Origin of the sequence: Rhodanobacter sp. DHB23 (assembly GCF_014842975.1) — a bacterium.
GTDB lineage: Bacteria > Pseudomonadota > Gammaproteobacteria > Xanthomonadales > Rhodanobacteraceae > Rhodanobacter_A.
The window spans coordinates 58,745-72,115 of record NZ_JACYXK010000019.1; the positions used below are offsets into that span (position 1 = coordinate 58,745).

General features: G+C 68.9%; 13 protein-coding genes. All 13 read right to left on the reverse strand.

Annotation, left to right across the window (positions count from 1 at the left end):
* Positions 1-104: 104 nt before the first annotated feature.
* The 13 genes from IHE47_RS02795 to pyrH all read right to left on the reverse strand — a co-directional run bounded on the left by IHE47_RS02795 (position 105) and on the right by pyrH (position 13,301).
* Positions 105-305 (reverse strand): hypothetical protein, encoded by a 201-nt coding sequence (locus IHE47_RS02795; protein ID WP_192104017.1) that lies wholly within the window; start codon positions 303-305, stop codon positions 105-107.
* A gap of 249 nt (positions 306-554) precedes the next feature.
* A complete protein-coding gene (gene rnhB / locus IHE47_RS02800; RefSeq protein WP_192104019.1) occupies positions 555-1,163 on the reverse strand; it encodes a ribonuclease HII in 609 nt (202 codons plus the stop codon).
* A 163-nt stretch (positions 1,164-1,326) separates the two neighbouring features.
* Positions 1,327-2,544, reverse strand: a complete 1,218-nt coding sequence (gene lpxB, locus IHE47_RS02805; protein WP_192104021.1) for a lipid-A-disaccharide synthase — start codon at positions 2,542-2,544, stop codon at positions 1,327-1,329.
* 64 nt (positions 2,545-2,608) lie between these two features.
* Positions 2,609-3,382 carry an acyl-ACP--UDP-N-acetylglucosamine O-acyltransferase gene (lpxA, locus tag IHE47_RS02810; protein ID WP_192104023.1) on the reverse strand — a complete coding sequence of 258 codons (774 nt, stop codon included), beginning with the start codon at positions 3,380-3,382 and terminating at the stop codon, positions 2,609-2,611.
* Positions 3,379-3,852, reverse strand: coding sequence for a 3-hydroxyacyl-ACP dehydratase FabZ (fabZ, locus tag IHE47_RS02815; RefSeq protein WP_225561579.1), 474 nt, complete (start codon positions 3,850-3,852; stop codon positions 3,379-3,381). Before fabZ ends, lpxA begins: the two co-directional genes overlap by 4 nt.
* Positions 3,845-4,876, reverse strand: a complete 1,032-nt coding sequence (gene lpxD, locus IHE47_RS02820) for a UDP-3-O-(3-hydroxymyristoyl)glucosamine N-acyltransferase (protein ID WP_225561580.1) — start codon at positions 4,874-4,876, stop codon at positions 3,845-3,847. Before lpxD ends, fabZ begins: the two co-directional genes overlap by 8 nt.
* A 169-nt stretch (positions 4,877-5,045) precedes the next feature.
* Positions 5,046-7,484 carry an outer membrane protein assembly factor BamA gene (gene bamA / locus IHE47_RS02825; RefSeq protein ID WP_192104024.1) on the reverse strand — a complete coding sequence of 813 codons (2,439 nt, stop codon included), beginning with the start codon at positions 7,482-7,484 and terminating at the stop codon, positions 5,046-5,048.
* A 143-nt stretch (positions 7,485-7,627) separates the two neighbouring features.
* Positions 7,628-8,974 carry an RIP metalloprotease RseP gene (rseP, locus tag IHE47_RS02830; RefSeq protein ID WP_192104026.1) on the reverse strand — a complete coding sequence of 449 codons (1,347 nt, stop codon included), beginning with the start codon at positions 8,972-8,974 and terminating at the stop codon, positions 7,628-7,630.
* Positions 8,975-9,019: 45 nt separating this feature from the next.
* Entirely contained in the window at positions 9,020-10,195 is a 1,176-nt protein-coding gene (locus IHE47_RS02835; RefSeq protein ID WP_192104029.1) for a 1-deoxy-D-xylulose-5-phosphate reductoisomerase, read from the reverse strand.
* Position 10,196: 1 nt separating this feature from the next.
* Entirely contained in the window at positions 10,197-11,015 is an 819-nt protein-coding gene (locus IHE47_RS02840; RefSeq protein WP_192104031.1) for a phosphatidate cytidylyltransferase, read from the reverse strand.
* 2 nt (positions 11,016-11,017) lie between these two features.
* Positions 11,018-11,755 carry a polyprenyl diphosphate synthase gene (gene uppS, locus IHE47_RS02845; protein WP_192104033.1) on the reverse strand — a complete coding sequence of 246 codons (738 nt, stop codon included), beginning with the start codon at positions 11,753-11,755 and terminating at the stop codon, positions 11,018-11,020.
* A gap of 201 nt (positions 11,756-11,956) precedes the next feature.
* Positions 11,957-12,514: a ribosome recycling factor gene (gene frr / locus IHE47_RS02850; protein WP_192104035.1), complete on the reverse strand. Its 558-nt coding sequence runs from the start codon at positions 12,512-12,514 to the stop codon at positions 11,957-11,959.
* 67 nt (positions 12,515-12,581) lie between these two features.
* Entirely contained in the window at positions 12,582-13,301 is a 720-nt protein-coding gene (pyrH, locus tag IHE47_RS02855) for a UMP kinase (protein ID WP_192104037.1), read from the reverse strand.
* Positions 13,302-13,371 lie beyond the last annotated feature (70 nt).

The following is a 13,371-nucleotide window of genomic DNA, read 5'->3' on the forward strand; positions in this document are numbered from 1 at the left end:
CGCATCCGTTCTCTCCCTGTAGTGGCCGGCCATGGCGGCCGGCATGCGGATCGGTACCCGCCGCTTCCGGGAAACGATGTTCGCACGGGAGGCGCGGCGTCGCCTCAGCTCACGTGGAAACGTTCGTCCTGTTCGGGCTTCAGGTAATGCTCGAGGCCGCTCACCAACAGTGGCTGGTGGTTGTAGTCGGAGTGCGGCGGGGTCGGGTTGCCGTCGGTGTCGGCAGCGGTGGCGATCTTGCCGGCAGGCGAAGGGGAGCCGGGCGGCGTCGGCTCGATGGACAGTCGATCGATCGGAAGCATCATGGCACGGCTCCTGCGGTTCGTTGGCGCGGATGGCCATGCGGTGGCAGTGCTTGCCGTCGGCATGGCCGGTGCGTCCATGCGGGCGATGATCCCGGTGACTATGATGCGCCCGATCGGGGGAAGGTTGCATGCGATTTTTGCGCACTGTTCCCCTTTTCCGGCGCGGTGTTTCGCACGGGCAGGCGTGCCGGTGGGATCCGCGCGGCCTGTCCACGATCGCCACATCACCCGCGGGGCGTGGGTAGGCTCTCAGGACAGCACGCCCTGATCGAGCAACCGGCGTACCGGCGCGAAGCTGCGCCGGTGCTGCACGCAGGGCCCGAGCTCCTGCAGCGCGGCGAGGTGGGCTGGCGTGGGGTAGCCCTTGTGCACGGCGAAACCGTAGCCCGGGTGGACGGCCTCCAGCGCCACCATCAGCCGGTCGCGGGTGACCTTGGCGAGGATGGACGCGGCGCTGATCGCCGGTTCCAGCGCATCGCCGCCCACGATGGCGCGGCCGGGGCAGGGCAGGTCCTTGGGCAGCTTGTTGCCGTCCACCAGGGCTTCCTGCGCGGCCGGCGCGAGGCCGGCCACGGCGCGGCTCATGCCGGCCATGGTGGCCTGGAAGATGTTGCGGCGGTCGATCTCCTCCGCTTCCACCACCACGATGCAATGCGCCAGGGCGCGTTCGACGATCTGCGGGAACAGCGCTTCGCGCTTCTTCTCGCTCAGTTTCTTGGAGTCGTCGAGGCCGGCGATGGGGCGCATGGGGTCGAGGATCACCGCGGCCACCACCACCGGGCCGGCGAGCGGGCCGCGGCCGGCTTCGTCCACCCCCGCTCTTAAAAAAACCTGGTTTGGCAAAGTCGAAGTACTCATTGGCTGCAGAGGTGTCGATGGAGCGAAACCGCAAGGCACGTTCGCCTCCTCTCCCGCCTGCGGGAGAGGATTGAGGAGAGGGGGAGGCGAGGCTTGCGGCCATGTTGTTCGAAGCGCGCTTCGATGCAGCTTCAGCGCGGGCACCCGCCCCTCATCCCAACCCTCACCCCGGCGGGGAGTGGGAGGAAGGTGCTTCCAGCAACTCCGCGATTGCCCCTGCCGCCGCATCCGCCGCGCTGCCATCCAGGTCCACCCGCAAGGCCCGGTGCAGATGCTCGAACGCCGCCACGATGGCACCGCGGCGCTCGCTGTCGTTGAACAGCGCGAGCACGGCATCGGCGAGCTTCGCGGCGGTGCAGTCGTCCTGCATCAGCTCGGGCGCCAGCATGGCGCGTTCGCCCATGCCGCAGGCGCGGGCGAGGATGTTGGGCAGCGCATAGACGTCGGTCTTGAGCATGCGCAGCAGCTTCGCGATGCGATAGCTCGCCGGCGAGACGCGGTAGCCCACCACCATGGGGCGCTTGGCCAGCATCGCTTCCAGCGTGGCGGTGCCGGAGGCGAGCAACACCACGTCGGCGGCCTGCATGGCTTCGTGGGCATGGCCATCCAGCAGCAGCGGCGCGTGGGCGTCCTGCGGCATCCTCGCGAGCAGGGTGCGCAGCGACTCCAGCATGCGCGGGTTGGCGGCGGGTATCACCACGCGCAGGCCGGGCAGGGCGGCGGCGACGCGTCGCGCGGCGTCGAGGAAGAGCTCGCCCAGGCGCGCCAGCTCGCTGCCGCGGCTGCCGGGCAGCACGGCCAGCACCGGCACGCCCTGCGGCAGCTGCAGCGCCTCGCGCGCGGCGGCGCGGTCGGACACCAGCGGGAAGCGGTCGGCCAGCGGGTGGCCGGTGAAGCGCGCATCGACGCCGTGCTTCGCGTAGATCGCGGGCTCCATCGGGAACAGGCACAGCACGCGGTCGGCCGAGCGGCCGATCTTCCCGGCGCGCTTTTCGCGCCACGCCCACACCGAAGGGCTGACGTAGTGCACGGTGCGCAGGCCGGCCTTTCGCAGCCGCTCTTCCACGCCCAGGTTGAAGTCCGGCGCGTCGATGCCGACCACCAGCGCCGGCTGCGCGGCGACCAGGCGGGCGACCAGTTCCCTGCGCAGCCTGAGCAGGCGCGGCAGGTGCGATACCACCTCGGCGAAGCCGAACAGCGACAGTTCGTGGATGTCGTACCAGGACTCGAAGCCCTGCGCCTGCATGCGCTTGCCGCCGATGCCGACGAAGCGGGCGAGCGGGTAGCGGGCGCGCAACGCGGCGATCAGGTCGGCGCCGAGCTGGTCGCCGGAGTCTTCGCCGGCCAAGAGGGCAATGAGATGTGGCTGTGTGTTGGTCATGCTTGGAGCAGGAGCAAAGGCCCGTGCCTGATTTGCCGATATGCGGGGCGCATATCGGCGACGCTTATCGGGCAAGCGATCGCTCGCTGCGCTCGATGAAATCCAGCATCGCGCGCACGTCGGGGCTGTCCTGCGCCTGCGTGGCGAGCTGCTCGCGCGCCTCGGCCTGCGACAGGCCGGCCATGTACAGCGTGCGGTAGGCGCGCTTGATCGCGGCGAGGCGCGTGCTGTCGAAGCCGCGGCGCTTCAGGCCTTCGCTGTTGATGCCGCGCGGGCGGCCGGTCTGCTCGTTCGCCATCATCAGGAACGGCGGCACGTCGGCGCCGACCAGGCAGCCCATCGCGATGAAGGCATGCGCGCCCACCTTGCCGAACTGGTGCACGCCGGCGTAGCCGGAGATGATCACCCAGTCGCCGATTTCCACGTGGCCGGCCAGCGCCGAGTAGTTGGAGAACACCACGTGGTTGCCGATCTGGCAGTCGTGCGCGACGTGCACGTAGGCCAGCAGCCAGTTGTCGTTGCCGATGCGGGTGATGCCGCCGCCTTCGCCGGTGCCGCGGTTGACGGTGACGAACTCGCGGATCAGGTTGCGGTCGCCGATCACCAATTCGGTGCGCTCGCCTTTCCACTTCTTGTCCTGCGGATTGCCGCCCAGCGAGGCGAACTGCGCGATGCGGTTGTCGCGGCCGATCCTCGTCGGACCGTCGATCACCACGTGCGGGCCGACCACCGTGCCGTCGCCGATTTCCACCTCGGCGCCGATCACGCTGTAGGCGCCGATGCTGACGTTGGCGCCGATCCTGGCCGACGGGTCGATCTGCGCGGTGGCGTGGATCATTTGTCCGACCTCGCCGCGCACATCAGTTCGCAACTCGCCACTTCCTTGCCATCCACCAGGGTGCGTGCGGCGAACAGGCCCATGCCGCGCATCACGCGCTTCACCGAGACCTCCAGCCGCAGCTGGTCGCCCGGCACCACCGGCGCGCTGAAGCGCGCGTTGTCCACCTTGACCAGGTAGAACAGCGGGTTGCCGGTATTGCCCTTGATGCGGTTGCTGATCTGCGTGAGCAGGCCGGCCGCCTGCGCCATCGCCTCCACGATCAGCACGCCCGGCATCACCGGGTGGCCGGGGAAGTGGCCGTTGAAGAACGGTTCGTTGATGGTGACGTTTTTCAACGCCACCACGCTCTGGTCGGGCACCAGCTCGACCACACGGTCCACCAGCAGGAACGGATAGCGGTGCGGCAACAACTGCTGGATCTGTTCCACGTTCACCGGCAGGGTCACGGGGGCGGGGGCATCACTCATCGTTCTTGTCCTTCTCCAGCGCCGCGAGCCGGCGCGCGAAATCGTCCAGGTGCTTGAAGCGGGCGGCGTTCTTGCGCCAGCTGCGGTTGTCCTGCAGCGGTGTGCCGGAGGAATACTCGCCGGGTTCGCGTATCGAATGCGTGACCAGGCTCTTGGCGGTAATGGTAACCCGGTCGGCCACTTCCAGATGGCCCAGCACGCCGGCGTTGCCGCCGATCATGCAGTAACGGCCGATCTTCGCACTGCCGGCCACCGCGGCGCAGCCGGCCAACGCGGTGTGCGCGCCGATGGTTACGTTGTGGGCGATCTGGATCTGGTTGTCCAGCCGCACGTCCTCTTCCAGCACGGTGTCGTCCAGCGCGCCGCGGTCGATGGTGGTGTTCGCGCCGATCTCGCAGTCGTCGCCGATGCGCACGCCGCCGAGCTGGGGGATCTTCACCCAGTGGTCGCGTTCGAAGGCGAGGCCGAAGCCGTCCGAGCCGATCACCGCGCCGGGATGCACCAGCACGCGCCTGCCCAGCGTCACCCGCGTCACCAGCGTCACGCGCGCCACCAGCCGCGATTGCGCGCCCACCGTGCAGCCTTCGCCCACGATGCAGTGCGGGCCGAGCACGGCGCCGTCCTCGACCACGGCGCCGCGTTCGACCACGCAGCACGGGCCGACGCTCGCGCCTGCGCTGACTCTTGCGCTGGCGTCCACCACGGCGCTGGGGTGGATGCCGGGCGCGCTGGCGGGCAGGCGTTCGAACAGTGCGGCGATCTTGGCGTAGGTCACGTAGGGATCGGCGGCGACCAGCGCGTCGACCGGGCAGTCGGCGAGGTTCTCCTCGCGCAGGATCACCGCGCCGGCGCCGGTCGCGGCCAGTTGCGCGGCGTACTTGCTGTTGGAAAGGAAGGCCAGCTGGCCGTTGCCGGCGTTCGCCAGCGTGGCGATGCCGTCGATGCGGCGGTTGCCGTCGCCGCGCATGCGCAGGCCGAAGCGTTCGGCCAGTTCGGCGAGGGTGTGGCTGGGTGGCTGGCTCAAGGTGGGCTCCTCGGCGGGTCGGCCATTGTATCGGCCCGGGGGCCGGCGCGGCAGGAATCATCCGGGCCGCAAGGCCCGCCCCGGATCTTCCCGTCGCGCAGGCTCCTGGCGCCAGAACGCGAAAAGCGCGGCAAGCCGCGCTTTTCGCCGTGCGGAGGTTCGCTTCCGGTCAGAACGTGGAGCCGAAGGTGAACTGGATGCGCTCCTCGTAGTAGCCGTCGCCCGGCTGGGTGCGGAACGGCAACGCGAAGTTGATGATCATCGGGCCCATCGGCGACTGCCAGTGCAGCGACAGGCCGGTGGACGCGCGCAGCGTGCTGGCGGAGAAGCTGCCCCAGTTCGCGTAGGCGTTGCCGGTGTCCACGAACCAGGAGACGCGCGCGGTGTTGACGTCCTTGAGGAAGGGTAGTGGCAGGTACAGCTCGGCCGTGCCCAGCACCTTCATCGCGCCGCCCACGGGCTGTGCGTAGTTGTAGTAGCTGTTGTTGCAGTAGCTGCCGCTGCTCGCGGCGATCGTGCCGCTGCCGCCGCACAGGCGCGGGCCCAGGGTGTTGTCCTGGAAGCCGCGCACGTCGCTCACGCCGCCGGAGTAGAAGTTGTCCCAGAACGGGAAGTCGTTGCGCATGTCGGTGACGATGTGCGTCGGGTCGGCCGCCAGGCTGGCCTTCTGCAACGCTTCGAGGTCGCTGTCGCTGATGCCGTTCTGGCCGTAGGTCTTGCCGTAGCCGAGGAAGCCCTTGAGGTAGAGCACGAAGCCGCCGCCGACCGGCCAGTAGTGGTCCGCCTGGCCGCTCAGCTTCCAGTACTTGACGGTGGAGCCGGGCAGGCCCACCTCGCTGTTCAACGACAGCTGGCCGCCGCGGGTGGGCGCCCAGTAGCCGTTCTGGGTGTTCATGCTCCAGCCGAAGGTGCCGATCGTCGAATGGATCGTGTAGTGGCCGATCTCGTCCTGGTAGTCGATCAGCTGCTGCGGCGTGTAGCCGGGGATGGAGTTGACCTTGTTGCTGCTGAGGCCGATGCCGGCGCGCAGGCTCTGGTAGTCGGTGATCGGGATGCCGAGGTAGGTGGAGAACGCGCGCTGGCTGGTGGAGTAGTCGGCGAACTCGCCGTTGTCCACGTTGTTGTAGTCGGTCTTCGAGTAGGTGAGGTTGTAGCCGATGCCCACGCCGTTGTCGGTGAGGTAGGGGTTGTAGTAGTTGGCGTTGTAGCGGGTGTAGTACGCGCTGCGCTCGCCGCCCACCGACACGGTGTCGCCGCTGCCGAACAGGTTGCGCTCCGACACCGAGGCGGACAGGATGATGCCCGAGTACTGCGAGTAGCCGATGCCGAACTGCAGGCTGCCGGCGGACTGCTCCTCGACCTTGACGGTGACGTCCACCTGGTCGTCGGAACCCGGCACCTTCTTCTTGTCGACGTCGACCTTCTTGAAGTAGCCCAGCTGCTGCAGGCGGTTCTTGGAACGGTCGATGATGGCCTGCGAGTACCAGGCGCCCTCGAGCTGGCGCATCTCGCGGCGCAGCACGTTGTCCTCGGTGAGCGTGTTGCCCTGGAAGATCACGCGGCGCACGTACACGCGCTGGCCCGGCTCGATGTAGAGCGTGAGGTCGACGGTGCGCTTGTCCTTGTCCAGCTTGGGATACGGCGTGACCTTGGCGAAGGCGTAGCCGATGTTGGCCAGCAGCGCCTTGATCGACTTGGTGCTGGCCTCGATGGCGCTGCGGTTGAACACTTCGCCCGGCTTGACGAATACCAGCTGGCGCAGCGTGCTCTCCGGCAGCACCAGGGTGCCGAGCAGCTTCACGTCGGCGATCTTGTAGACATCGCCTTCCTTCACGTCGGCGGCGATGTACATCGACTGCTTGTCCGGCGCGATCGACACCTGGGTGGAGTCGACGCCGAAGTCGGCGTAGCCGCGGTTCATGTAGTAGGACTGCAGCTTCTCCAGGTCGCCGGAGAGCTTCTCCTGCGAGTACTGGTCGTTCTTGGAGTACCAGGACATCCAGTTCGGCGTGCCCAGCTCGAAGTCGTCGCGGATCGCCTTGTCGGTGAACGCGTGGTTGCCGACGATGTTGATCTCCTTGATCTTCGCCACCTGGCCTTCGCGGATCTCGATGTCGATCGCCACGCGGTTGCGGTCCAGCTTCACCACGTGCGGGATCACCGAGACGCTGTACTTGCCGCGGTTGTAGTACTGGTGGATCAGCTCCTGCTGCACGTTGTCCAGCGCCAGCCGGTCGAAGGTCTCGCCCTCGGCCAGGCCGATCGACTTCAGGCCCTTCTGCAGGTCCTCGGTCTTGATGTCCTTGTTGCCGCGGATGGTCAGCTTGGCGATCGAGGGGCGTTCCACCACCTTGATGACCAGGATGTTGCCGTCGCGCTCCAGCTCCACGTCGCTGAAGAACTTGGTCTGGTAGAGCGCGCGAACCGCCCGCTGCGCCATGGCGTCGGTCATCTGGTCGCCGCGGCTGACCGGCAGATAGTTGAACACGGTGCCCGCGGAGATGCGGGTGAGGCCGTCGATGCGGATGTCCGAGATGACGAACGGGTCGAAGGCGAGCGCCTTGGCAGAGAGGGAGGCAAGCAGCAGCAGGGCGGCGATACGCTTCATCGTCGGTTCCGGTGGGTGGTTTCGATCAGGCCGCCGGCCCGATCAAGGCACGCGCCGGGGTTGCGCCCCGACGCGAGAAAAGACAAGCGCCCGCGAGGGCACCCGATGTGGCGTCGTCGAACCGTGGGGGCGGGTCGTCGGCGTCACGACAACAGCAGGCGATGGATGTCGTTGTAGAACACCAAGCCCATCAGGCTGAACAGCAGCACGAATCCTATGTACTGGCCGATGACCATGGCCTGTTCGCTGAGCGGGCTGCCCTTGAGCAACTCGATAAGGTAATACAGCAGGTGCCCGCCATCCAAGATGGGGATGGGCAGAAGGTTCAGCACCGCCAGGCTCAGCGACACCGTGGCGAGGAACCACAGGAACCACGCAGGGCCCATCTGGGCGGTGGCGTTGGCGATCTGGGCGATGCCGATCACGCTGGACAGGTTCCTGGGCGAGGCCTCGCCGCCCAGCATCTTGCCGACCATGCCGAAGGTCTGTGCGAGGTCGTGCCAGGTGCCGACCAGCGCTTCGCGCAGCGCGCGCAGCGGGCCATAGCGCAGCGTGGCGGCTTCCGGCGGCTGTGCGCCGATGCCGATCACCCAGTTCGGCGGCTGGCCCTGCAGCGATTCGTGCTTGGCCACGACCTGCAGCGGTATCGTCTTGCCGTTGCGCTCGACCACGATCGCCAGCTGCGGCGACGCGACCGCGTCCTGCCGCACCAGCTTGCCCACCGCGTCGTAATCCGGCACCGGCTTGCCACCGATGCTGAGGATGCGGTCGCCCGCCTGCATGCCGCCCAGCGCCGCGGGCTGGCCGGGCAGCACGGTGGCGGCCAGCGCGGGAGGGGGCGCCAGTTCCAGGCCCAGGATCGTGCCGTACTGGTCGATGGTCTGGCCGGGCGGCAGCTTGTCCAGCGGCAACACCAGCTGCCGTTGCGTGCCCGCGGCATCGCGCACGGTCAGCGGCAACGGGCTGCGATCCAGCATGGCGTTGTCCACCGCATCCAGCGAATCGCTCCAGGTGGTCACGTCGCGGCCGCCGATGCTGAGGATGCGGTCGCCCGGCCGGATGCCCGCCGCGGCCGCCATGCTCTGCGGCTGGGCGGTGACGACGGGCGCCGTGTCGGGCCGGCCCAGCATGAACATCAGCCACAGCGCGGCCACGGTGAAGATCAGGTTGAAGCCCGGCCCCGCCAGCACGATCAGGATGCGCTTCCACACCGGCTGGCCGGTGAACTCCTGATCGCGGAACTGCGGCGGCACCACGCCTTCGCGCGCGTCCAGCATCTTGACGTAGCCGCCCAGCGGGATCGCGGCGATCCGGTATTCGCAGCCGTCGCGGCCGATGCGACTCCAGATCGCGTTGCCGAAACCCACCGAGAAGCGCAGCACCTTGACGCCGCAGCGGCGCGCGACCCAGTAGTGGCCGAACTCATGGAAGGTCACCAGCACGCCCAGCGTGACCAGCAACCAGAACACCGAGCCGAAGAAGGAAGTCATCAAACGCCGAGGCAGGAATCTATCGTGGACAGGATAACAGGGAAGTCAGCAGGCCCGCCGCAGCTGGCGCCAGGCCGCGGCCCGCGCCTCACCGTCGCGCGCGACCAGGGACTCCACATCGACCACGGCCTGCGCCGGCAGTTCCGCGAGCACGGCCTCCACCACCTCGGCGATGGCGAGGAAGGGCAGGGTGCCGGCCAGGAAGGCTTCCACCGCCACCTCGTTCGCCGCATTCAGGATCGCGGGGGCGTCGCCGCCGGCGCGCAGCGCCTGGAAGGCGAGGGCAAGGCAGCGGAAGGTGTCCAGGTCCGGCGCCTCGAACTGCAGCGCACCGGCGGTGGCGAGGTCCAGCGCGGGCACGCCGGCCTCGACGCGTTCCGGCCAGGCCAGGGCGTGGGCGATGGCGGTGCGCATGTCCGGGTTGCCGAGCTGGGCCAGCACCGAGCCGTCCACGTACTCCACCAGCGAGTGCACCAGGCTCTGCGGGTGCACCAGCACGTCGATCGCCGCGGCCGGCGCGCCGAACAGGTGGTGCGCCTCGATTACCTCGAGGCCCTTGTTCATCAGGGTGGCCGAGTCCACCGAGATCTTGCGGCCCATCGACCATTTCGGGTGCTTGCAGGCCTGCTCGGGCGTCACCGCGGCCAGGTCGGCGCGCGAGCGGCCGCGGAACGGGCCGCCGGAGGCGGTGAGGACGAGCCGGCGCACGCCACTCCTGGCCAGGTCAGGACGGCCGCCGGGCAGACACTGGAAGATCGCGTTGTGCTCGGAATCGACCGGGATCAGCTCGCCGCCACCGGTGCGCAGCGCCTCCAGCAGCAGCGGGCCGCCCAGCACGATGGACTCCTTGTTCGCCAGCAGCAGGCGCTTGCCTGCGTGCGCGGCGGCGAGGGTGGAGTCCAGCCCCGCGGCGCCGACGATGGCGGCCACCACGATGTCGCATGAGGCGCCGGACGCGGCGGCGGCCAGCGCAGGCTGGCCGCTGGCCACTTCGCAATGCACGCCGGCAGCGGCGAGCCGGCGCGCCAGCTCGCCTTCCAGCGCGGGATCGGCGATCACCGCCAGGGCGGGGCGGAAGCGCTCGCACAGCGCGGCCAGCGCGGCCACGTTGCGGTGCGCGCTCAGCACGCTGGCACGGAAGCGGTCCGGGTGCCGCGCGATCACGTCCAGCGTGCTGGCGCCGATCGAGCCGGTTGCGCCGAGGACGGCGACGTTCTTCATGTCACGGACCCAGCAACTGCAGGCCGAGCGCGAACACCGGCAACGCCGCGAACACGCTGTCCAGCCGGTCCAGCAGGCCGCCGTGGCCGGGGAAGATGGTGCCCGAGTCCTTGATGCCGGCATGGCGCTTCATCAGGCTCTCCAGCAGGTCGCCCACGATGGAGAGGGCGACTGTCAGCACAGCCAGCACACCGAGGCCGAGCAGCGCCGCGCCGCGCACGCCCAGCAACCAGCCGCCGGCCAGCGCCACCAGCACGCCGGCGACCAGCGCGCCGTACGCGCCGGCCCAGGTCTTGCCGGGGCTGATCTGCGGCGCCAGCTTGCGCCTGCCGAAGGTGCGCCCGCTGAAATACGCGCCGATGTCGGCGGCCCACACGATCACCAGCGCCAGCAGCAGCCACCAGTGGCCATGCGGTTCGCGGCCGTGCAGCGCGATCAGCGCGATCCACGCGGGGAACATCACGAAGGCGCCGGCCACGAGCTTCAGCGTGCGGTTTTCCGGCGTGGGGGCGGCGCCGAAGGCGAAATGCCGCAGCCACAGGCAGGCCACCAGCCACCACGCCACGCCCAGCGCCAGCAGCAACGACGTCGACACGCCGGGATGCGCCGTCCACAGCAGGGCGAACAGCAAGGCGGCGGCCACCAGCACGGCCGTGCGCAGGGCCGGCTGCTGCACGTTGGCGAGACGGGTCCATTCCTCCATCGCGCCGAGGAACACCGCCGCGGCCACCAGGGCGATCCATGGCGTGGGCAGCAGCAGGATGATGGCGATCGCCAGCGGCGCGAGCAGCAAGGCGGTGAGGACGCGCTGTTGCAACATGCTTACCCCTTGTCCGTGGCGACCTGATCGCCGGTGCGGCCGTAGCGGCGTTCGCGCCGGCCGTAGTCCTCGATCGCCTGGTGCAGGCTGGCCTGGTCGAAGTCAGGCCACAGGGTATCGGTGAAATGCAGTTCGGCATAGGCCGCCTGCCACAACAGGAAGTTGCTGAGCCGGCACTCGCCACCGGTGCGGATGAACAGGTCCAGCGGCGGCAGCCCGGCCAGGCACATGCGGCGGCCCAGTTCGGCCTCGTCGATGGCCTCGGCGCGCAGCTCGCCGCGCGCCACCGCGGCCGCGGCGTCGCGCGCGGCCTGCACGATGTCCCAGCGGCCGCCGTAGTTCACCGCGATGTTGAGATGCAGCTTGTGGTTGCCGGTGGTGCGCGCCATCGCCGCCTGCATGCGCTCGCGCAGCGGCTCGTCGAAGGCGGCGAGGTCGCCGGTGAAGCGCATCCGCACGCCCTGCGCATGCAGTTCGTCGGTTTCCTTGTCCAGCGCACGCACGAACAAGGCCATCAGCGCGCCGACTTCCTCCTCGGGGCGCCGCCAGTTCTCGCTGGAGAAGGCGAACAGGGTGAGCGCCTCGACGCCTTCGCGCAGGCAGCCTTCCACCACCTCGCGCACCGCCTTGCGGCCGGCGTTGTGGCCGAAGCTGCGCGGGCGATGGCGTGCCTTGGCCCAGCGGCCGTTGCCATCCATCACGATGGCGATGTGGCGGGGACGGGCGGGAGTCTTGGTCATCGGCGGGAGGGGCTTTTGTCTCCTTCTCCCCTGCGGGGAGAAGGTGCCCCGGAGGGGCGGATGAGGGGCGGGTGCTCGCGGTGATGCTGCATCAGAGCGAGCTTGAATTGCGAGGGTGTCGCAAGCTTGGCCCCTCACCCTGGCCCTCTCCCCGGAGGAGAGAGGGGGAATGCGCGGCGTGCGGTTTTGCCGCAGCACGCATCACATGGACATCAATTCTTCTTCCTTGGCCTTCACCACGCCGTCCACGTCCTTCACGAAGCGGTCGGTGAGCTTCTGGATCTCGTCGTCGGCGCGGCGCTCCTCGTCCTCGCTGATCTGCTTGTCCTTGAGCAGGTCCTTCACCTTCTGCATGGCGTCGCGGCGCACGTTGCGGATCGCGATCTTCGCGTTCTCGCCCTCGTGCGACACGTGCTTGGCCAGCTCGCGGCGACGCTCCTCGGTGAGCGGCGGCAGGTTGAGGCGGATCACGGTGCCGGCGGTGGTCGGGGTGACGCCGATGTCCGAGCCCAGGATGGCCTTCTCGACCGGGCCGACCAGGGTCTTGTCGAACGGCGTGATGACGATGGAGCGGGCGTCGCCCAGCGCCACCGTGGCCACCTGGTTCAACGGCATTTCCGAGCCGTAGGCCGGCACGCGGATGCCGTCCACCAGCGCGGTGCTGGCGCGGCCGGTGCGCAGGCGGGTGAGCTCGTGCCTGAGCGCGTCGATGCTCTTGCCCATGCGGGTCTGGGCATCGGTCTTGATGTCGTTGATCATGGGCGTTTCCCGGAAGATCTGGCTAGCCGCCGAGTATAGCAGCGCGGGTCGATGGCTCGGGCGCGCCTCAGTTGTGCACCAGGGTGCCCACCGGCTCGCCCTGCATGATGCGCAGCAGGTTGCCCGGCACGGTCATGTCGTAGATGCGCAGCGGCATGCGGTGGTCGCGGCACAGCGCGATGGCGGCGGTGTCCATCACCTGCAGGTTGCGCTGGATCACCTCGTCGTAGCTGAGCTGGTCGTAGCGGGTGGCCTCGGGGTGCTTGGCCGGGTCGGCGGTGTACACGCCGTCCACCTTGGTGGCCTTGAGCAGCAGGTCGGCGCCGATCTCCACCGCGCGCAGGGCGGCGGCCGAGTCGGTGGTGAAGAACGGGTTGCCGGTGCCGGCGGCGAACAGCGCGATGCGGCCCTTCTCGATGTGGCGGATTGCGCGGCGGCGGATGAAGTCCTCGGCCACGTCGTGGATCTGGATCGCGCTCATCACGCGGGCGTAGCCGCCGCGCTTCTCGATGGCGTCGGCCATCGCCAGCGCGTTCATCACGGTGGCCAGCATGCCCATGTGGTCGCCCGTGACGCGATCCATGCCGGCGGCGGCGAGGCCCGCGCCGCGGAAGATGTTGCCGCCGCCGATCACCACGCCGATGTTCACGCCGGCCTTGTTGACCTCGATGATCTCGTTGGCCAGCCGGCCGATCACGTTGGGATCGATGCCGTAATCGGCCTCGCCCATCAGCGCCTCGCCGGAGAGCTTGAGCAGGATGCGGCGGTACTTGGGCTGGTCGCTCATGGGATCTCCGGATTGTGTGGGGCAAACCGCCGCATTGTAGCGATTGCGGCTGAACGCAGCGAGCCGGGGG

Bases quoted from the DNA above. Each gene is read 5' to 3' on its own strand.
- uppS (WP_192104033.1), bottom strand. From the start codon at position 11,755: ATGACCAAGACTCCCGCCCGTCCCCGCCACATCGCCATCGTGATGGAT.
- pyrH (WP_192104037.1), bottom strand. From the start codon at position 13,301: ATGAGCGACCAGCCCAAGTACCGCCGCATCCTGCTCAAGCTCTCCGGC.
- bamA (WP_192104024.1), bottom strand. From the start codon at position 7,484: ATGAAGCGTATCGCCGCCCTGCTGCTGCTTGCCTCCCTCTCTGCCAAG.
- lpxA (WP_192104023.1), bottom strand. From the start codon at position 3,382: ATGATCCACGCCACCGCGCAGATCGACCCGTCGGCCAGGATCGGCGCC.
- fabZ (WP_225561579.1), bottom strand. From the start codon at position 3,852: ATGAGTGATGCCCCCGCCCCCGTGACCCTGCCGGTGAACGTGGAACAG.
- rseP (WP_192104026.1), bottom strand. From the start codon at position 8,974: ATGACTTCCTTCTTCGGCTCGGTGTTCTGGTTGCTGGTCACGCTGGGC.
- IHE47_RS02795 (WP_192104017.1), bottom strand. From the start codon at position 305: ATGATGCTTCCGATCGATCGACTGTCCATCGAGCCGACGCCGCCCGGC.
- lpxB (WP_192104021.1), bottom strand. From the start codon at position 2,544: ATGACCAACACACAGCCACATCTCATTGCCCTCTTGGCCGGCGAAGAC.
- IHE47_RS02835 (WP_192104029.1), bottom strand. From the start codon at position 10,195: ATGAAGAACGTCGCCGTCCTCGGCGCAACCGGCTCGATCGGCGCCAGC.
- rnhB (WP_192104019.1), bottom strand. From the start codon at position 1,163: ATGAGTACTTCGACTTTGCCAAACCAGGTTTTTTTAAGAGCGGGGGTG.
- frr (WP_192104035.1), bottom strand. From the start codon at position 12,514: ATGATCAACGACATCAAGACCGATGCCCAGACCCGCATGGGCAAGAGC.
- IHE47_RS02840 (WP_192104031.1), bottom strand. From the start codon at position 11,015: ATGTTGCAACAGCGCGTCCTCACCGCCTTGCTGCTCGCGCCGCTGGCG.